The organism is Halobaculum sp. P14, assembly GCF_051195155.1.
In the GTDB taxonomy this organism is placed as follows: Archaea; Halobacteriota; Halobacteria; order Halobacteriales; family Haloferacaceae; genus JBNTKA01.
On record NZ_JBNTKB010000001.1, the window covers coordinates 436,069 to 453,837 of the forward strand.

A 17,769-nucleotide genomic window follows, 5' to 3' on the forward strand; every position below is an offset into this window, starting at 1 on the left:
AGGAGCAACGGTTTTCCGCGCGCACCGGCGAGTAGAGGTATGCTTCACGAGGCAGTGTCCGACCCTGCTGGGTCGACGCCGGCGGAGTTGCTGTCCGCGTACGCCGACCGGCTCGGCGCGGTCGTCGACGAACACGGCGCGGAGACGCTCGTCGCCGAGACCGGCGTCGACGACGCCGTGGTCGACGCCATCGCCGCCGGCGACGTATCGGATGTGCGGCTCGCAGACGCCGCCGCGGTGCTGTCGGCGTCGGAGGGCGTGCCGGCGGAGGACCTCGCGTACGAGGTCCGCGACCACCTGATGATGGAGATGGTGACGGCGATCCTCGACGTGGACACCATCGCCGCGAACATCGACCCGGACCTCACCGGTCAGGAGGTACAGCAGGCGCTCGAAGGCCGCACGCGGCTGACGCTGGGTGAACTGGCGGCGATACAGGCGCTCATCGCAGAGCGCGCCGACCGCTGATGCGTGTCGTCGTCGTCGGCTGCGGTTACGTCGGCGTAGCGCTCGCCAGGCAGCTCGCCGCCGCCGGCCACGACGTGACCGGCGTCCGGCGCTCGGACGACGGGCTCGCCGCGGTGCGCGACGCGGACGAGGCGTCCGCAGACGGCTCCGTCTCCGCGGTCCGCGCTGACGCGACCGACCCGGAGTCGCTCGCGGCGCTCCCGGACGCCGACGCCGTCGTGTTCGCGGCGAGTTCGGGCGGCCGCGGCGCCGACGCGGCGAAGCGCGTGTACGTCGAGGGGCTCCGGAACGTCATCTGGGAGTACGGCGGCCGCGACGACGTGCCCGACAGGCTCGTGTACACGTCGAGCACCGGCGTGTACGGCGACCACGGCGGCGACTGGGTCGACGAGGAGACGCCGCTCGACCCGACGACGGAGAAGACCGCGGTGCTCGCCGAGGCCGAACGGGTCGCCACGGACGTCGCCGCCGACCACGGCATCGACGGGACCGTCGCGCGGTTCGCGGGGCTGTACGGCCCCGACCGGTACCGGCTGCATCGCTACCTGGACGGCCCGGTCACCGCCGGCTACCTGAACATGGTGCACCGCGACGACGCCGCCGGCTCGGTGCGCTTCCTGCTCACCGAGGACGTCGCGCGCGGCGAGACGGTTCTCGTCGTCGACGACGAGCCGGTCGACAAGTGGTCGTTCGCGGACTGGCTCGCCGACGAGTGCGGCGTGGCTCGCCCGGACAAGCAGACGAAGGCGGAGCGTCTCGAGGACGACGGTCTCTCGGCGGCCGCAGAACGCCGGATTCTGACCAGCAAACGCTGCAGCAACGACCGGCTTCGCGCGCTCGGCTACGAGTTCGCGTACCCGACGTTCCGCGAGGGCTACCGCGCGGCCGTCGACGCCTACCGCGGCGAGTGACCGGGCGACGAAGTCCGCCGCGGCCGAGGAGGCGGAGCGCGGCGCGTCATCGCCGCCGGGCGCCGCGGAGCCGTCGGCGACTCGTCGGAGTCGACCCGGCGCAGTCCGCGGAATAAACCGTCTGTTACTTTCTTGTGCCGGGGGGTTCTCGCCTCGGACATGCTGCAACTCGGGGGCGGGGCTCTCCAGCGACTCGCCGACCGACTCGCCGCGAACCCCGAACTCGCGGCGGCCGTCGGCGTCGGCGTCGTCGCCCTGGTGGTCGCGGCGCTGCTGGTCCGCCGGCTCGGCCGGACGCACGGCGAACGGCTTCGGGACGCGCTCGCCGAGCAGGACGCCGTCTCGGTGCTGCTCCACCCGAACCCGGACGCCGACGCGATGGCGAGCGGGCTCGGCGTCGCCGAACTCGCCGCGTCCGTCGACACCGACGCGACCGTCCAGTTCGCCGGGCAGATTCGGCGCCAGGAGAACCGGGCGTTCCGAACCGTACTGGACGTCGACCTGGACCGAATCGACCACGTCTCCGAACTCGCCGCGGAGTCGGTCGTGCTGGTCGACCACAACGAGCCGCGCGGCTTCGCCGGCGCGGACGGCGTGCTCCCGTTCGCCGTCGTCGACCACCACCCCGGCGAGGGGAGCGGCGAACTGTTCACGGACGTCCGCACCGACTACGGCGCCTGCGCCAGCATCGTCGCCGAGTACTTCGAGGAGGTCGGCGCGACCCCGGTGCCGCCGGAGGCGCACGACACGGAGGTGTCCGGGCTGGCGCTCCCGACGCGGGTCGCTACCGGGCTGCTGTACGGGATTCTCTCGGACACGAACCGGCTGACGCGCGGCGCGTCCGCCGCCGACTTCGCCGCCGCGGGCTACCTCCACGGCGGCGTCGACGAGGACCGCCTCGAACGCATCGCGGACCCGGAGGTGAGCACCGAGACGCTGGAGGTGAAAGCGCGCGCCATCGCCGGCCGAGAGCTCCGCGGGTCGTTCGCGGTCAGCGACGTCGGCGCCGTCTCCAGCGCGGACGCGATTCCGCAGGCCGCAGACGAACTCGTCGGGCTGGAAGGCGTCACCGCGGTCGTCGTACTCGGCGACAAGGACGGCACCATCCACCTGTCGGGACGGTCGCGCGACGACCGCGTCCACATGGGCCGCGCGCTCGGCGCCGCCGTCGACGACATCCCGTCGGCGTCCGCCGGCGGCCACGCGCGGATGGGCGGCGGCCAGATCCCGCCGTCGGTGCAGGCCGACGGGACGGCCGAGGTCACCGCGCCCCGCGGCGACGACCTCGTCGACCGCCTGTTCGAGGCGATGTCGGGGGAAGTGTAGCGCGGCCGGCGGGCACAAGCCACGGAGCACGCCCTTTTTGAGCGGACGGCGCCGACACCGACCATGGCGACTTCGCGCGGCACGTGGGGGTACCGCGACCGCTTCGGCGGCCGATTCGGCCGGACGTACTTCCGTCGGTTCGGGCCGGGCGTCGTCTCCAGCGTCGGCGTCGGCACGTACCTCGGCGACCCGACCGCCGCCGTCGACGACGACTACCGCGACGCGGTTCGGCTCGCGCTCGACAGCGGCGTGAACCTCGTCGACACCGCCAGCAACTACCGCTGCGGCCGGAGCGAGCGCGTCGTCGGCGAGGCGCTCCGCGAGAGCGACGCGGCGCGCGACTCCGTCGTCGTCGCGTCGAAAGCCGGCTTCCTGCCGTTCGACGGCGACCGCCCCGAGGACCCCGCCGCGTACGTCCGCCGGGAGTTCATCGACACCGGCGTCGTCGACCCGGCGGCGCTCGCGCGCGGCAGCCACTGTATCGCACCGGGCTACGTGGACGCGATGCTCGACCGGTCGCTCGACCGCATCGGCGTCGACGCCGTCGACCTGTACTACGTCCACAACCCCGAGACGCAGCTCGAAGCGCGCAGCCGAGCCGACGTGTACGACCAGCTACAGGCCGCCTTCGAGACGCTGGAGCGCCGCCGCGCCGCCGGCGACGTCGGCCGGTACGGCGTCGCCACCTGGTCGGCGTTCCGCGTCCCGCCGGGCGACGACAGCCACCTCGACCTCGGCGTCGTCCTCGACCGCGCGGCGGCCGCCGCGGACGCCGTCGGCGTCGACGACCACGGCCTCGCCGCCGTGCAGCTGCCGTTCAACGTCGCGATGGCGGACGCGTTCACGGTCGACGCGCACAGCCACGGCGACGAGACGGTGTCGGCGCTGGAGTTCTGCCACCGCGAAGGCCTCTCCGTGTTCGCCGCCGCCGCGCTCGGACAGGGCGAACTCGCCGCGTCGCTGCCGCGGGACGTCGAAGCCGAACTGTCCGGCGACACGACGGCCCAGCGCGCCATCAACTTCGCGCGCTCCGCACCCGCCGTCACCGCCGCGCTCGTCGGAGCCAGCAGCGTCGAGCACGTCCGCGAAAACGTCGCCGCCGGCACCTTCGACCCGCTCGGCGCCGGCGCGTTCGACGACGTGTTCGAGTAGCGACCCGAAGCCGCGCCTGACGACTGGCGTCTGCGTTAAGCGGAGCCGATACTGCTGGACGGGTGTCAGAGAGAAGCGGTCGAGGCTGTGACGCGGCGCGGGGACCGGGCGGTGCGGTCTGTTCGTTCGTCGGTCAGCGAAGCTCCTTGTACTCGGCGCCGCACTCGGGGCAGCGGCGAATCGTGTACACTTCGTCCGGCGGGTTCTCGGTCTTCAGGGACTTTCCGCAGTCGGCGCAGACGAGCCGCTCGTAGTTGTCCTTCTCCAGGTCGCCGTCGCGCAGCCCCTTTCGCGTCGACTTCATGGGGACACGTCTGTCGGGCACCGGGAAAAAGACGGCGTTGCAGGCGACGGCGCCGGCTCGGCCCCGCGGTCGTCCGGCGGACGGGTCGCGGCGGCGGCGAGCCGGAACGTTTGACTCGGCGCGCTCCGAACCGCCGGCTGTGTCTCGCAGCCGCCTGTTCGGCACGCTCTGCGGCGCCGTCTTCCTCGTCAACATGGCGAGGGTCGTGTTCGCGCCGCTGCTGTCGGAGTTCATCAGCGTGTTCACCATCACGGAGGGGACCGCCGGCATCCTCGTCACGCTCGTCTGGGTCGGCAGCGCGGTGCCGCGGCTCCCGGTCGGCTGGCTCCTCACGAAGGTGCCGCGTCACCACGTCGTCTTGGGCTCCGGCGCCGTCCTGACGCTGGCGGCGGCGTTCGCGGCGAGCGCGACCTCCGTCGCGATGCTGATGGTCGCCGCGGTCGGCATGGGGCTCGCCTCCGGCGCCTACTTCGTCTCCGGGAACCCGCTCGTCTCCGAACTGTTCCCGAACCGCGTCGGCCGCATCGTCGGCGTCCACGGCACCGCGAGCCAGCTCGCAGCCGTGGTCGCCGCGCCGTTCGTCACGGTCACGCTGACGCTCCAGCTACGACTGGTCAGCGGCTGGCGCGCCGTCTTCGTCGCCATCGCCGTCGCCGCCGCGACAGTGACGCTGCTCGTGTTCCTCGCGGCCCGGTCGACTGACCTGCCCGATGCCGGCGGAAGCGACCGCGACCTGTTCGGCGCCGCGCGCCGGGAGTGGCCCACCATCGCCACCGGCGTCGTTATCCTCGGCATCACGGGGTTCGTCTGGCAGGGCGTCTTCAACTTCTACGAGCTGTACGTCGCCGCCGAAGCCGGGAAGGACCTCGACCCGACGGTGGCGCGGAACCTCCTCACGGTCATCTTCGCCGCCGGCGTCCCGGCGTTCCTCATCTCCGGCCGGCTCGCGGACCGGTTCCCGCACGTCCCGTACATGCTCGCCATCCTCGCCGCCTTCGCCGCGTCGCTCGCCGCGCTCGTCGCCGCCTCCGGCGTCGTCCAGGTCGTCGTCGTCTCCGCGGTGCTCGGCTACGTCATCCACTCGCTGTTCCCCGCGATGGACACGTACCTGCTGGACACGCTGCCCGACGAGACGCGCGCGTCAGCCTACGCCGTCTACTCGGCCGGCATGATGTTCGTGCAGGCCGGCGGCTCCTCCGCCGTCGGCGTGCTCCACGACGCCGGCGTCGCCTACGACGTCATCTACGCGACCGGCGCCGTCGTCGTCCTCGCGCTCGTCGTCGTGCTCGGCGGCCTGCGGCGCGCCGGCCGACTCCCCGCGTGACCGCTCCGTGACCGCCCGCTCCGGGTTCCTTCCGCTCAAGCGCGGCGTCCGCTGCCGAGCCGACGCGGTGAGCGTGAGGTTCATCAGTCAGGCCGACCCAGCCACGGGACGTGACTGACGGCGACGCAGCGGCGTCCGCGAACGCCTCGGCGACAGCCGCGGACGGCGCCGGCGTCGGCTGGGTCGACGCCGACGACGCCGGGGCCGCCGAGCGCCGCGTCGACCGCCGGCCGGGCGCGGGGTCGCTCGGCCGCGCGGAGGCCCGGCGGGACACGACGCTCCGCCGCTGGGACGTCGTCACGCCGAGTGCGACGCGCATCGGCCGGCCCCGCGGCGGCGACGCCGACGTTTCCGAGCGAGTCCGTCGGCTTCACGAGGAGCGCCACCCGGCGACCGAGGGGCACGCCGAGCGCGCACACCGGCTCGACCGGCTCCGCATCACGCAGGCCATCTGCGACACGCTCGACCTCACGCCGTGGCAGCGCGACCGCGTCCTCGGCGTCATGGACGGCCTCGACCTGACGGCGTTCGGGAGCCAGCGCGCCATCGAGAAGGTCGCGCTCGTCGTCGTCAACCACGTCGTCGCCGAGGAGCGCCGGCGCTACCTCGGCCTCCACGACGACGAGTACGTCGCCGGACTCGACGCCGACCGGATGACGGAGCTGTACGACCGGTACCGGGAGCTTTCGATGAAGTCCGACGAGACGTTCCGGCGGCTGCTCGACCAGTACGACATGACGACGACGAACGTAAACCGCCTCGACAACGTCCTCGACGAGCAGCTCGACGACCGCGGCCTCCGCGGCGCGGCGCTCGGCCGGAACCCGAACCGCGACCCGAACATCCCCGAGGTGGCGAGCGACCGCCACGCGGCCGGGGGCGAGGGCTCCAGCGCGAACGCCGAACCGGACGCGAGGCCGGACGGCGGCGACTGACGATTCCTCGCGAGCGGACGTGGCGACTTCGGGGGGAGCCGCGGCCGCGCCGCGCACCGCAACGCTTTCACGGCGCCGCGCGAGCGACCGACACATGGCGATTCTCCCCGAAGGGTTCGGGCTGCCGCCGCTGCCCTACCTGGTCGCGCTCGCGGTTTCGCTCGCCGGCGTCGGGTACGCGCTCCGTGAGCGTCGGCCCGCGTTCGGCGCGGCGCAGGTGCTCGCGGCGGTTCCGTGGATGGTCGCGGGCGCCGCCGGACACGCCCTGTACGTCCTCGGCGCGCTGCCCGCGTCGGCGGCGCCGCTGTTCGGGACGCCGTCCGCGTACCTGACGACCGCAGCGGTCGCCGGCGCGACGTGGCTTGCGGCGCTTCGCTCGACGACCTCGGCCGAGGCGGCCGCCCGGCTCCTCGGCGCAGTCGGCGTCGTCGCCGCCGGCGGCGTCGTCGCGCGCGCGATCGCGTACGGCGCGACGCACGGGACACTCACGCCGTGGCTCCCGCTGCTCGGCGTCGTCGGCGGCGCGGTGCTCGGCGTCGTCGCCGCCGCGGTGCTGTTCCGCGTCCACGCCGAGTCGGCCGCGACGGGCGCGGTCGGCGCGCTCGCGGTCACGGCGCACGCGGTGGACGGCGTCACGACGGCCGTCGGCGTCGACCTGCTCGGCTACGGCGAACGCACGCCGCTGTCACGGCTCATCATCGAGTTCGCCGCCGGCCTCCCGACGGCCGAGGCGCTCGGCGCCGGGTGGCTGTTCGTCGCCGTGAAACTCGTCGTCGCCGCCGCGGTCGTCGCTGCGGTCGCGCCGGTCGTCGAGGACGAACCGACCGAGGGGTACCTGCTGCTCGCCGGCGTCACCGCCGTCGGACTCGGACCCGGCGTCCACAACGCGATTCTGTTCGCGGTCTCCGGCGCCTGACCCGGCTCCTTCTTCCGCTTCCGCCGCTCGTCAGCGGGACGTCGCGACGCTCGTCTGCATCCCGTCGGTGTTGTACGCGCTGCCCGCGTCGCCGTCGCCGAGCACGATGACGCCGGCGTCCGAGCCGGTGAGCTCGCCGAACTCGTCGAGCGCGCGGTCCGCGGCGGCCTGCGCGTCGAGTCCGGCTTCGAGGTGGCGGACGGCGCGCCGGCTGAGCGTGGCTTTCGCGATGTCCTCGCCGGCGCCGGTCGCGGAGGCGCCGCCGGCGGGCGCGGCGAAGAACCCCGAGCCGATCTGCGGGACGTCGCCGACGCGGCCGGCGAGCGCGAAGAAGCGGCCGCCGGTGGACGTGCAGGCGGCGTACTCGTCGGCGTCCGGGTCGTACGCGACGGCGCCGACGGTGTCGTGGCCGCCGAATCGCTCGCGGAGCCACGCGAGGTGGTCGGCGGGGCCGCCGTCCGGCGGCTCCTCGTCCGCGAACCGTTCGCGGCTCTCGTCGGTGAGCAGGTCGCGGTCCGTGTCGACGCCGTAGTCGGCGGCGAGCGCCTCGGCGTGGTCGCCGACGACGAGGACGTGCGGCGTCTCCGCCATGACGACCCGCGCGGCCGCGGCGGCGTTGGCGACGCCGGTCATCGACGCGACGGCGCCGGCGTCCCGGTCGCTGGTCATCAGGCCGGCGTCCGTGCGGACGACGCCGTCCGACTGCACCGCGCCGCCGACGCCGGCGTTGAACCGCGGTGACTCCTCCAGCACCTCGACGGCCGAGACGGCCGCGTCGACGGCGTCCGACTCCGCTGCGCCGGTCGAGGCGGCGTCGTCCAGCACCGCCTGTCGGGGCTTCGGTTCGTCCGGGGCGCCGCCGGCGCCGCCGTGGCAGATGACGCGCATACCACGACTACCGCCGGTGGACGAGAAAAGCGTCCGGGAATCGGTGAGCGACGCGGCGCGGCGCGCGGTGCCGCGCGCTGCCGTGCGATGCTGCGCGGCGCGGTGGGCGCAGCGCGCGGTGTCCGCGGCGGGCGACCCGACCGCGTCCGAAATCGCCGGGCGGCGCCGCCGGCGTCGACGCCGCCATCCGGTGGTACCATCCGGAACGCCGCGGAATCCGCCTCGGAGACGGAGAACGGCAGGCATTTTACGGGCGCTTCGGAATCTGCACGCACGTCTATGAGCTACGACATCGCCGAGCTCCCCGCCGACGGGGAGAAGATTTCGGTCGCCGACGAGGAAACCGGCGAGCTGTCCGTCCCGGACAACCCCATCATCCCCATCATTCACGGGGACGGAATCGGGACCGACGTCGGGCCGGCCGCCCAGAAGGTACTGGACGCCGCCGCCGACGCGACCGGCCGCTCCATCGCGTGGATGCGGGTGTTCGCCGGCGAATCCGCCCGCGAGAAGTACGACGAGAACCTCCCCGAGGAGACGGTCGACGCCATCCGAGAGCACCGCGTCGCCATCAAGGGCCCGCTGACGACGCCGGTCGGCGCCGGCTTCCGGTCGCTCAACGTCGCGCTCCGGAAGACGCTCGACCTGTACGCGAACGTCCGGCCGACGTACCACCTCGACGGCGTCCCGTCGCCGGTGAAGAACCCCGGCGAGATGGACATGGTGACGTTCCGCGAGAACACCGAGGACGTCTACGCCGGCATCGAGTGGGAGGCCGGAACCGACGAGGTCCAGCAGGTCAAGGAGTTCGTCGAAGACGAGATGGGCGAAGACGACGTCATCCACGACGGCCCGGTCGGCATCGGCGTCAAGCCCATCACGGAGTTCGGCTCGAAGCGCCTCATCCGGCAGGCCATCGACTACGCCGTCGACAACGGCCGCGACTCGGTGACGCTCGTCCACAAGGGGAACATCATGAAGTTCACCGAGGGCGCGTTCCGCGACTGGGGCTACGAGGTCGCCGAAGAGGAGTACGGCGAGGACGTCATCACCGAGGACGAACTGTGGGACGAGTACGACGGCGAGCAGCCCGACGGCACGGTCGTCGTGAAAGACCGCATCGCCGACAACATGCTCCAGCAGCTGCTCACCCGGACGTCGGACTACTCCGTCATCGCGACGATGAACCTGAACGGCGACTACCTGTCCGACGCGGCCGGCGCCCAGATCGGCGGGCTCGGCATCGCGCCCGGCATCAACTACGGCGACGGGAAGGCGCTCGCCGAACCGGTACACGGCTCCGCGCCGAAGTACGCCGGCGAGGACAAGGTGAACCCGACCGCGATGATTCTCTCGGGCCGCGAAATGCTCGACTACCTCGGCTGGAACGACGCCGCGGACCTCGTCCGCGACGCCGTCGAACAGCAGATTTCCTCCGGCCGCGTCACCTACGACCTCGAACGGCAGATCGAGGGCGGCGAGAAGCTCGCCACCTCCGAGTTCGCCGAGGAAGTCGTCGACCGCATCTACGACCTCGCGTAAGCCGGACCCGCGGCTCGCAGACCGCGACCCGCAGTCCGCGACCCGCAGCGCTTCTCTCCACGCTTTTTCGGACCGCGTCGACGAGCGGTCGCTTCGTCGCTCAGCGGCCGGCCGGTCGGAGGCCGGTCATCCGGGACCCGGTTCGGAGAGGCGAACGTTCAAACCCGGAGCCGCAGAAGCGACAGCCATGTACGCGGTGGTCGGCTGTACGGACTGCGGGACCTACTGGCTGCTGTCGGACCCGGACGCGCAGGATTCGGCGACGTGTCCGCGGTGCGGGGCGACCCACGAGGCGCGGAAGCTCCGGCGCTTTTTCGAGTCGGACGACCGGTCGGAGGCGGCGCAGGCGCGCGCGCGGCTGCTCGCGGAGAAGCGCGGCGAGCGGGAGGCGTTCGACCGCGCCGGCACGGTCGAACAGCTGGAGCGGGAGGCCGAAGAGGCGGGTATCGACGACCGCGAGTACCTCGAAGGGTCGGGGATCGACGCGGACGAGGTGTCCGCGGCGGGCGACACCGGCGGCGGCCGGTCGAAGCCGCGGGACGAAATCGTGCGCGACGCGCTGCGGGACGGCCCGGTCGACGAGGACGACGTCGTGGACTACGCGACCGACCGCGGCGTCCCGGCGTCGGCGGCGCGCGACCTGCTCAACCGGCTGACGCGACGCGGCGAAGCCACGGAGACGGGCGGCGAATACCGGCTGCTGTGAGCGGAGCGGTCGGGCGGCGACGCCGAAAAATGGCGCCGGAAACGGCGCAGCGCGCCCCGCAGAATTCGTCCTGAAATCCGGCCCGGTGGACTTATCGCAGACAGTGAACATCGGTGAGTCATGGTCGTCGACGTCGCGGTCCCGTCGGCCGACGCGGTCGGCGGAGCGGCGGTCGCCGCGCTGACGGGGAGCGCCGCGGAGGCGACGAGCGCGGCGGCCGGGCCGGACTACCGGGCGCTGCTGTTCGCCGCGACGTTCCTGGCGCTTCTCGGCGTGCTCTGCACGCTCCACGGCGGCGCCGCCTACGCGATTCTGGTGTGGGAGGGGAGCGCCGGCGTCGCCGCGTGGCACTACGTCGACCCGCGGCTCGGCGCGTTCTTCTTCGTCGCCGCCGCGTTCCAGTTCCCGCTCGCCGCGCACCTCTGGGGCGACCCGCTCCGACTCCGCAGGGCCACAGGGCGGCTGCTGCGCGCGGCGCTCGACCGGTAGCCGCGGCCCGGCGCGAACGGCTCCGAACCGGGCGACGCGGCGGTTATCGGCCGAGGCTGGCGTGCGCCGACGAGAGGTTCCGGGAGGCGAGCGCGGAGAGCAGCGACAGTTCGCCGGCGAGCGCGGCGACCGCGACGGTTTCCGCGAGCGCGTCGGCGTTGCTGCCGGCGGGGTCGCCGCCGCCGCGGACGCCGAGTACGTCGAGCGCCTCCGACTGCGTCGGGAGTTTGGTGCCGCCGCCGACCGTCCCGACTTCGAGCGAGGCGAGCGTCACCGACACGTAGAGGTCGCCGTCGCGCTCTTCCGCGGTCGTGATGGCGTTCGCGCCCTCGACGACCTGCGCGGGGTCCTGGCCGGTCGCGAGGAACATCGCGGCGACCGCGTTGGCGACGTGGGCGTTGAAGCCGAGCGCGCCGGCCTTCGCGGAGCCGACGAGGTTCTTCCGCGTGTTCACCTCGGCGACCGCCGCGGGCGACGTTTTCAGGGTGTCCTCGACGACGTCGCCCGGGACGGTGACGTCGGCGGCGACGGTGCGGCCGCGGCCCTCGACGGCGTTGACGGCGGCGGGCTTTTTGTCCGTACAGAGGTTGCCGGAGAGCGCGACGAGCGACGCCGCGGTCTCCGCCTCGACGACGTCGCAGGCCGCCTCGGTCGCGATGGTCGCCATGTTCATCCCCATCGCGTCCTTGGTGTCGTAGCCGAACCGGAGGTAGACGTTGTTGCCGACGACGTACGGCGTGACTTCGCGGAGTTCGCCGTGGCTCGTCGTCTCCTCGGCGGCCGCGCGGAGCGCGTCGGTGTTGTCGCGGACCCACGACGCGAGCGCCTCGGCCTCGGCGACGTCGGCGACGCGGAAGGCGGGGGCGCGCGTCATCCGGTTTTTCAGGACGCGCGCGCCGGCGCCGCCGGCGGCGTTCAGCGCGGCGCAGCCGCGGTTGACGGACGCGAGCAGCGCGCCCTCGGTCGTCGCCATCGGCAGGTAGTGCTCGCCGGAGACGGCGCCGCCGTCGACCTCGACCGGGCCGACGACGCCGACGGGAATCTGGACGGCGCCGAGCATGTTCTCGACGTTCGACGCCGCCGCTTCGGCCGGGAAGGCGTAGTCGCCGGTCGTCGACAGGTCGGCGCCGCTGTGCGATTCGACGAGCAGCCGTCGGGCCGCCGCGGCGGTGTCGGCGTCGGCGTGGTCTTCGAGTTCGTACAGGCGGAGGTCGCCCTCCCGCACTCGCTCGGCGAGTGTCTCGGCGTCGCTCATGCCCGAACCGTCCGGGCGCCGCGATTAACTACTTCCGGTTGGCCGACCCGGTCCGGCCGGCCTGTGACGCCGCGGGTCGCCGCGTCGCCCCGGCCCCCGGCTACGCCGACGGCGGCGTCGACACCCACAGCCGACCGGTCGTGTCCTGCCCGGCGCCGACCGTCGACGACTCGCGCTGCTCCGGCGGCGTCGTCTCCGTGGTGAACACGTAGCGGCCGGACGCCGGAACGACGCCGCGGGCGCGCGTCCCGGCGTGCTCGGTCGTCCACGCGGTCGACCCGTCGTCCCGGTTCAGCCCGTAGACGCGGACGGTTCCGGCGTCGGCGTCGACGCGGAGCACGTGGAGTCCGCCGTCGGAGACGGCCGGGACGGTCCCCTGCGCGAACCGCTCGGGCGGGAGACTCCGGTGCCACAGCCGCTCGCCGGCGCCGTCGAGGTCGTAGGCGGCGACGTGCCCGGTGAGCCCGGCGACGTACACCGTTCCGTCCGCGACCGCCGGCCGAACGACCGCGTTCCCCGGCCACTCCGCGAGCCACCGCCGACTGCCGTCGCGGCCGACGGCTTCGACGCCGTGGAAGCCGGCGCGGACCAGCGCGTCACCGGCGAGGACGACCGACGTCGCCGACGGGTCGTCCGGTTCGTGCAGCCACAGCCGCGTCCCGTCGGCCGGATCGAGCGCGCGGAGCGCCGCGCCGGTCGACACGTACACCGCGTCGTCGCCGACGGCGGCGACGCGGGCGCCCCGGTCGAGCGCCGGCTGCCAACTGTCCTCGTCTGGCGACCGCGGGAGCGTCCAGCGGAGGGCGCCGCCGTGGTCGAACGCGGCCAGCCCGGACGGGCCGCCGGCGAACACGCCGGCGTCCGCGACGGTCGGCGGCTCGGTGAGCGGCAGCGCATCCACCGACTCCGTGGTCCCGCGCAGTTCGGGGCCGCCGGGGTCGACGACGGCGACGCGGTCGTCGACCGCGACGTACAGCCGGCCGCCGTGGTACACCGGTCTGCGGTCGGAGTTCGGCGCGGCGTAGGTGAACCGGACCGGGTCGCCGTCGCGGGTCAGCAGGAGCGACCAGCGACGGGCGCCGGAGCCGAGCGCGTACGCCTCGACCGTCGCCTGCGGCCCGTCGCCGGCCGGCGCGCCGCGCGTCACGTACGCCGTCTCGCCGACCACGGTCGGCGTCGTCAGCGGGCCGTCGACGGCGCGTCGCCGGCGACTCGTCGGTTCGCCGCCGGCGTGCGCCGGGTTCGCGCCGGTGTGGGCCGGGCCGTGGCCGAGCATCGGCCAGTCCGCCGGTGCGGCCGGCGAGCCGCCCGGAGTCCCGCCGATTCCGGACCGGTCGGCGTCGCCGCTGGTCGGCGCGGCGTCGAGACAGCCGGTCGTCAGTGCGCCGCCGGCGAGCGCGAGCGCGCCGCGGCGCGTCAGTCGCGTAGGGACCACGCCGCCGTGTAGCGGCGCCGCAGACCAATACGTTTGTGGCGGCGCCCGAACCGTTTTGGTATCGGCGCCGAAACACCGAGGTATCCATGAGCACCCCCGCGGAGGACGACCTCCCCGACCACGTCGCTGACGCGGACCTGGCGCCCGCGGAGGCGTTCGCGCTGCTCGGCAACGAGACGCGCATCGAGATTCTGCAGGCGCTCCACGAGGAGACCGTCGAGCGCGAGTCGGACGCGCCGGTCCCCTTCTCGGCGCTGTACGACCGGGTCGACATCGACGACAGCGCGCACTTCAACTACCACCTGAAGCAGCTGCTCGACCACTTCGTCCGGAAGACCGACGACGGCTACGTGTTCCGGACGCCCGGCTGGAAGGTCGTCCGGTCGGTGTTCGCCGGCACCTTCACGGGCCGCGCGGAGGTCGGGCCGGTGGACGCGCCCGGCGACTGCTACGCCTGCGGCGGGCCGCTGCGCGCGACCTACGCGGAGGAGCGGCTCACCATCGACTGCGGCGACTGCGGCCGGCAGCACGTCCACTACTCGTTCCCGCCGGGCGGACTGGACGGCCGGCGGCCCGCGGAGTTCCTCGACGCGTTCCACCACCACGTGCGCCACCACTACTGCCTCGCGGCCGACGGCGTCTGCCCCGAGTGCATGGGGCAGATGCGGACCGAACTCGACGCCGACACGGAACTGCCCGGCCAGGAGGTCGCGGTCCGGCACGTCTGCGGCCGCTGTGACAACCGGCTCACCTCGGCCGTCGGCCTGAACCTCCTCGACACCGCGGCGGTGTTGACGTTCCACGCGGACCGCGGCGTCGACCTGACGACCCAGCCGTTCTGGACGCACGACTGGTGTGTCAGCGACGAGCGGACGACGGTCGAAAGCGCCGACCCCGTGACGGTCCGACTCGACATCCCGTGTGACGGCGACGTGCTGTCCGTGACGCTCGACGAGACGCTCTCGGTGCTCGACGTCGAGGTGACGGAGGACGCCGACCCCGACGCCGCCGGCGACGACCGGACCGCCGCGCTCGACGCCTGAGCGACGCCGGCGGTGGGCCGAGGAGGAGGGCAGAGTTCCCGGCCGACCGGCGGAGAGTTTTTGCGTATTCAGCCAGGTGTGTGAACGGATGACGCGCCGGCGAGAGCCGACGGGACTCGACGCGGAGGGGAGCCGTCCGTGAACTACGTGTCGTGGTCGCTGCTCGCGATGGCCTGCTACTCGTTCGCCTTCCTGTTCATCAAAATCGCGCTCAGGGAACTGCCGGCGTTCACCGTGATGCCGATCGCGGTCGGTACGCTCGCCGTCGGAGCGACCGCCCTGGCCGCGCTCTTCGGCGACGGGGCGGTTCCGTCGCTGACGAACCGGTCCGCCGTATTCGCGGTCGCGGCGGGAATCTGTCTCGCCGGCGCCGTCGTCGGCTACTTCCGAGCGCTCTCGACCGGCCCCGTCAGCGTCGTCGTGCCGATATTCGGGATGCTCCTCGTCGGCGGCGCGCTGCTCGGAATCGTGGTTCTGGGCGAAGGAGTCACGGCGCAGAAGGCGATCGGCATCGCGTTCGGCGCCGCAGCGGTGGTTCTCATCGCGACGTGACCGCGCTTTCGAGCACTCGTCCGCGGCGGTCAGGCCCGGCCGTCGTAGACGACGTCGCCGTCGACGGCGGTGAGCGCGACGTCGACGTCGTCGATGCGGTCGGGCCGGTCCCACGGCGAGCCGTCGAGCGCGACGAAGTCGGCGCGCTTGCCCGGTTCGAGCGTCCCGAGCCTGTCCTCGTCGAAGCCGGCGTAGGCGGCGCCGGCGGTGTAGGCGCGGAGCGCCTCGGTGACGCCGAGCGACTGGCCGTCCGAGGGGGCGTTGACGGCGTAGTGGACGCCGAGAAGCGGGTCAAGCGGCATGCAGTCGGAGCCGAACGCGAGCGGCGCGCCGGCGTCGAGGTACGCGGGGAGCCGGTTCGCGTCGGTGCGCCGGTCGCCGAGCCGCGCGTCGTAGAGGCCGCCGTCGAACCCCCACTTGTGGAAGTTCGGCTGCATCGACGCGACGACGCCGAGGTCGGCGAACCGGTCGATTGCGTCGTCGCTCGACAGTTCGGCGTGCTCGACGCGGTGGCGCATCTCGCCGGGAGTGTCGGTGGCGGCGTAGGCGTCGAGCGCCGCGTCGACGGCGGCGTCGCCGATGGCGTGCAGCGTCACCTGGAAGCCGGCGTCGTCGGCGCGGGCGACGAGGTCCGCGACTTCGTCGGGCGAGACGACCCACTGACCGGTCTCGTCCGGGGCGTCGGCGTACGGCTCGGAGAGCTTCGCGGTGTGGCCGCCGAGCGAGCCGTCGGTGTACGACTTGATGCCGCCGACACGGACCATGTCGCTGCCGTGGTTCGTGCGGAGGCCGGCGTCGACGAGCGAGTCGAGGTGGTCCGCCCAGTAGTTCAGCCGGACCCGGACGGACAGGTCGCCGTCCAGGTCGAGGCCGCGGTACACCTCGGGCGCCTTCGACTTCCGGACCATGTCGTGGACGGCGGTGACACCGCGCTCGTTCGCGTGCCGCTGTGCCGCCGTCAGCAGTTCGCGGGCCTCGTCGGCGTCCGGCTCGATGGCCTCGTAAATCGGGTCGACGGCGGACTCGACGAGGACGCCGGTCGGGTCGCCCGCCTCGGTTTCGACGTCCGCCGGGGGGAGGTCGTCGCCGAAGCGGTCCAGGACGACGCCGTTGACGGACGCGACGTGGAGGTCCTCGCGGAACGCGACCACGGGCGCCGTCTCCGACACGGCGTCGAGGTCGTCGCGGGTGAGCCGCCGGCCGTCCGTCCACGTGGTCTCGTCGTAGCCGAAGCCGAGCACCCACTCGTCGTCGCCGAGTTCGGCGGCGCGGTCGCAGAGCAGGTCGACGGCCTCGTCGGCGTCGTCGGCGGCCGAGAGGTCCGCGTGGACGAGCGACCGGCCCGTCATCAGCAGGTGCGTGTGGGCGTCGATGAACCCCGGCAGGACGACGCGGCCGTCGGCGTCGACGGTGTCGGTGTCGACGCCGGCGAGGAACTCGACGTCGTACGTCGACCCGAGCCTGACGACGCGGCCGTCGCGGACCGCCATCGCCTCGTGCGTCTCGTCGGGGTCGCCGAGCGTGTGGATTTCGGCGTTCGTCACGACGAGGTCCGCCGCAGCAGTCATACACGACTTCGCGGCTGCCGCGGCCAAAACGGTTCGGGAACCGGGCCGACCGGCGCGGCCTGCTCCGGCCCGGCGGCGACCCGGCGTCGGCTCGGCGGCGACCCGGCGTCGGCTCGGCGGCCGCCCGGCGACGGCCCGGCGTCGGCTTCGCGGCGGCCCGGCGTCCGCGAGTTCGCCACTCGACACCTTTTCCGTCCGCGCCGCCGTGGAGTCGCGCATGACCGACTTCAGCGACCCCCGCTCGCTCTCGTTTTCGGCGTTCGCGGCGACCATCGACCACACCGTGCTCGGCCCGACGACCACGTGGGGCGACGTCGTGGGCGTCCTCGACGACGCCGCCGAGTACGGCATGAACGCCTGCATCCCGCCGTGTTACGTCGCCGACGCCGCCGAGTACGCGCCGGACGTCACGGTCGCGACGGTCGTCGGGTTCCCGCACGGCCAGAACGCCACCGCGGCGAAGCGCGGCGAGGCCGAGGGGGCGTGGAGCGACGGCGCCGACGAACTCGACGTGGTGTTGAACGTCGGTCGGCTGAAAGCCGGCGAGTACGACGCCGTCCGCGAAGACGTCGCGGAGGTCGTCGCCGCGGTCCCGGTGCCGGTGAAAGTCATCATCGAGACGGCGCTGCTCACCGCGGAGGAGAAGCGCCGCGCCTGCGAGGCGGCCCGCGACGCCGACGCGGACTTCGTGAAGACGTCGACCGGGTTCGCCGACGGCGGCGCGACCGTGGAGGACGTCGAACTGATGAGCGAGTACCTGCCCGTGAAAGCGAGCGGCGGCGTCGGCAGCTACGACGACGCCGTCGCGATGCTCGAAGCCGGCGCGGAGCGAATCGGGGCGTCGAGCGGCGTCGCGATCGTCACCGGCCACCCGGACGCCGAGCGGAACCCGGACGCAGCCGGCGACGCTGACGCGGACGACGGCGCGGACGCGTCGGCGGACGGCGACTACTGA

At 73.3% G+C, this 17,769-nt stretch carries 17 protein-coding genes and 1 pseudogene; 13 read left to right on the top strand and 5 right to left on the bottom strand.

Annotated elements, in window-relative coordinates; genetic code table 11:
* Positions 1-39 precede the first annotated feature (39 nt).
* From ACQUS7_RS02230 to ACQUS7_RS02245, 4 genes are all read left to right on the top strand, one after another.
* A complete protein-coding gene (locus ACQUS7_RS02230) occupies positions 40-468 on the top strand; it encodes a DUF5791 family protein (RefSeq protein ID WP_435128097.1) in 429 nt (142 codons plus the stop codon).
* Entirely contained in the window at positions 468-1,379 is a 912-nt protein-coding gene (locus ACQUS7_RS02235) for an NAD-dependent epimerase/dehydratase family protein (RefSeq protein WP_435144214.1), read from the top strand. The genes ACQUS7_RS02230 and ACQUS7_RS02235 overlap by 1 nt, the downstream gene beginning before the upstream one ends.
* 159 nt (positions 1,380-1,538) lie before the next feature.
* Positions 1,539-2,705 carry a DHH family phosphoesterase gene (locus tag ACQUS7_RS02240; protein WP_435144217.1) on the top strand — a complete coding sequence of 389 codons (1,167 nt, stop codon included), beginning with the start codon at positions 1,539-1,541 and terminating at the stop codon, positions 2,703-2,705.
* 63 nt (positions 2,706-2,768) lie between these two features.
* Entirely contained in the window at positions 2,769-3,857 is a 1,089-nt protein-coding gene (locus ACQUS7_RS02245) for an aldo/keto reductase (protein WP_435144220.1), read from the top strand.
* A 133-nt stretch (positions 3,858-3,990) separates the two neighbouring features.
* On the opposite strand, the gene ACQUS7_RS02250 is transcribed toward ACQUS7_RS02245, so the two are convergent.
* Positions 3,991-4,161, bottom strand: a complete 171-nt coding sequence (locus ACQUS7_RS02250; protein WP_435128089.1) for an HVO_0758 family zinc finger protein — start codon at positions 4,159-4,161, stop codon at positions 3,991-3,993.
* 139 nt (positions 4,162-4,300) lie between these two features.
* Here ACQUS7_RS02250 and ACQUS7_RS02255 point away from each other — a divergent pair, with 139 nt between their 5' ends.
* The 3 genes from ACQUS7_RS02255 (at position 4,301) to ACQUS7_RS02265 (ending at position 7,336) form a co-directional block, all read left to right on the top strand.
* Positions 4,301-5,485, top strand: a complete 1,185-nt coding sequence (locus ACQUS7_RS02255; RefSeq protein WP_435128087.1) for an MFS transporter — start codon at positions 4,301-4,303, stop codon at positions 5,483-5,485.
* 110 nt (positions 5,486-5,595) lie between these two features.
* Positions 5,596-6,420 carry a DNA-directed RNA polymerase subunit epsilon gene (locus ACQUS7_RS02260; RefSeq protein WP_435144224.1) on the top strand — a complete coding sequence of 275 codons (825 nt, stop codon included), beginning with the start codon at positions 5,596-5,598 and terminating at the stop codon, positions 6,418-6,420.
* A gap of 94 nt (positions 6,421-6,514) precedes the next feature.
* Positions 6,515-7,336, top strand: a complete 822-nt coding sequence (locus ACQUS7_RS02265) for a DUF63 family protein (RefSeq protein ID WP_435144226.1) — start codon at positions 6,515-6,517, stop codon at positions 7,334-7,336.
* Positions 7,337-7,366: 30 nt separating this feature from the next.
* On the opposite strand, the gene ACQUS7_RS02270 is transcribed toward ACQUS7_RS02265, so the two are convergent.
* Positions 7,367-8,224 carry an isoaspartyl peptidase/L-asparaginase gene (locus ACQUS7_RS02270; protein ID WP_435144229.1) on the bottom strand — a complete coding sequence of 286 codons (858 nt, stop codon included), beginning with the start codon at positions 8,222-8,224 and terminating at the stop codon, positions 7,367-7,369.
* 279 nt (positions 8,225-8,503) lie between these two features.
* On the opposite strand from ACQUS7_RS02270, the gene icd reads away from it, so the two are divergent.
* The 3 genes from icd to ACQUS7_RS02285 all read left to right on the top strand — a co-directional run bounded on the left by icd (position 8,504) and on the right by ACQUS7_RS02285 (position 10,961).
* Positions 8,504-9,766 carry an isocitrate dehydrogenase (NADP(+)) gene (gene icd / locus ACQUS7_RS02275; RefSeq protein WP_435128080.1) on the top strand — a complete coding sequence of 421 codons (1,263 nt, stop codon included), beginning with the start codon at positions 8,504-8,506 and terminating at the stop codon, positions 9,764-9,766.
* A gap of 187 nt (positions 9,767-9,953) precedes the next feature.
* On the top strand, positions 9,954-10,472 hold the full coding sequence (locus tag ACQUS7_RS02280; RefSeq protein ID WP_435144232.1) for a DUF5817 domain-containing protein: 519 nt from the start codon (positions 9,954-9,956) through the stop codon (positions 10,470-10,472).
* Between the two features lie 120 nt (positions 10,473-10,592).
* Positions 10,593-10,961: a hypothetical protein gene (locus ACQUS7_RS02285; RefSeq protein WP_435128076.1), complete on the top strand. Its 369-nt coding sequence runs from the start codon at positions 10,593-10,595 to the stop codon at positions 10,959-10,961.
* Positions 10,962-11,004: 43 nt separating this feature from the next.
* Here the strand turns inward: ACQUS7_RS02285 and hmgA are convergent, their stop codons facing one another.
* Complete coding sequence (gene hmgA / locus ACQUS7_RS02290; protein WP_435128074.1) at positions 11,005-12,216, bottom strand: hydroxymethylglutaryl-CoA reductase (NADPH); 1,212 nt, start codon at positions 12,214-12,216, stop codon at positions 11,005-11,007.
* 100 nt (positions 12,217-12,316) lie between these two features.
* Complete coding sequence (locus ACQUS7_RS02295; protein WP_435144236.1) at positions 12,317-13,651, bottom strand: PQQ-binding-like beta-propeller repeat protein; 1,335 nt, start codon at positions 13,649-13,651, stop codon at positions 12,317-12,319.
* A gap of 86 nt (positions 13,652-13,737) precedes the next feature.
* Between ACQUS7_RS02295 and ACQUS7_RS02300 the strand changes: the two genes are divergently transcribed.
* Both ACQUS7_RS02300 and ACQUS7_RS02305 read left to right on the top strand, forming a co-directional pair.
* Positions 13,738-14,694 (top strand): winged helix-turn-helix domain-containing protein, encoded by a 957-nt coding sequence (locus ACQUS7_RS02300; protein ID WP_435128070.1) that lies wholly within the window; start codon positions 13,738-13,740, stop codon positions 14,692-14,694.
* Between the two features lie 138 nt (positions 14,695-14,832).
* The gene (locus ACQUS7_RS02305) at positions 14,833-15,246 is read left to right on the top strand and encodes an EamA family transporter (protein ID WP_435144239.1); all 414 of its coding nucleotides are present in this window, start codon (positions 14,833-14,835) and stop codon (positions 15,244-15,246) included.
* Positions 15,247-15,275: 29 nt separating this feature from the next.
* On the opposite strand, the gene ACQUS7_RS02310 is transcribed toward ACQUS7_RS02305, so the two are convergent.
* A complete protein-coding gene (locus ACQUS7_RS02310) occupies positions 15,276-16,814 on the bottom strand; it encodes an amidohydrolase (protein WP_435144242.1) in 1,539 nt (512 codons plus the stop codon).
* 217 nt (positions 16,815-17,031) lie between these two features.
* On the opposite strand from ACQUS7_RS02310, the pseudogene deoC reads away from it, so the two are divergent.
* A pseudogene (deoC, locus tag ACQUS7_RS02315) lies at positions 17,032-17,691 on the top strand (deoxyribose-phosphate aldolase); the annotation flags it as partial.
* Positions 17,692-17,769: the final 78 nt, after the last annotated feature.

What these genes read in the sequence shown, in the direction of transcription:
- ACQUS7_RS02230 (WP_435128097.1), top strand. Translation starts at nt 40, where the DNA reads ATGCTTCACGAGGCAGTGTCCGACCCTGCTGGGTCGACGCCGGCGGAG.
- ACQUS7_RS02235 (WP_435144214.1), top strand. Translation starts at nt 468, where the DNA reads ATGCGTGTCGTCGTCGTCGGCTGCGGTTACGTCGGCGTAGCGCTCGCC.
- ACQUS7_RS02240 (WP_435144217.1), top strand. Translation starts at nt 1,539, where the DNA reads ATGCTGCAACTCGGGGGCGGGGCTCTCCAGCGACTCGCCGACCGACTC.
- ACQUS7_RS02245 (WP_435144220.1), top strand. Translation starts at nt 2,769, where the DNA reads ATGGCGACTTCGCGCGGCACGTGGGGGTACCGCGACCGCTTCGGCGGC.
- ACQUS7_RS02250 (WP_435128089.1), bottom strand. Translation starts at nt 4,161, where the DNA reads ATGAAGTCGACGCGAAAGGGGCTGCGCGACGGCGACCTGGAGAAGGAC.
- ACQUS7_RS02265 (WP_435144226.1), top strand. Translation starts at nt 6,515, where the DNA reads ATGGCGATTCTCCCCGAAGGGTTCGGGCTGCCGCCGCTGCCCTACCTG.
- ACQUS7_RS02270 (WP_435144229.1), bottom strand. Translation starts at nt 8,224, where the DNA reads ATGCGCGTCATCTGCCACGGCGGCGCCGGCGGCGCCCCGGACGAACCG.
- icd (WP_435128080.1), top strand. Translation starts at nt 8,504, where the DNA reads ATGAGCTACGACATCGCCGAGCTCCCCGCCGACGGGGAGAAGATTTCG.
- ACQUS7_RS02280 (WP_435144232.1), top strand. Translation starts at nt 9,954, where the DNA reads ATGTACGCGGTGGTCGGCTGTACGGACTGCGGGACCTACTGGCTGCTG.
- ACQUS7_RS02285 (WP_435128076.1), top strand. Translation starts at nt 10,593, where the DNA reads ATGGTCGTCGACGTCGCGGTCCCGTCGGCCGACGCGGTCGGCGGAGCG.
- hmgA (WP_435128074.1), bottom strand. Translation starts at nt 12,216, where the DNA reads ATGAGCGACGCCGAGACACTCGCCGAGCGAGTGCGGGAGGGCGACCTC.
- ACQUS7_RS02300 (WP_435128070.1), top strand. Translation starts at nt 13,738, where the DNA reads ATGAGCACCCCCGCGGAGGACGACCTCCCCGACCACGTCGCTGACGCG.
- ACQUS7_RS02310 (WP_435144242.1), bottom strand. Translation starts at nt 16,814, where the DNA reads ATGACTGCTGCGGCGGACCTCGTCGTGACGAACGCCGAAATCCACACG.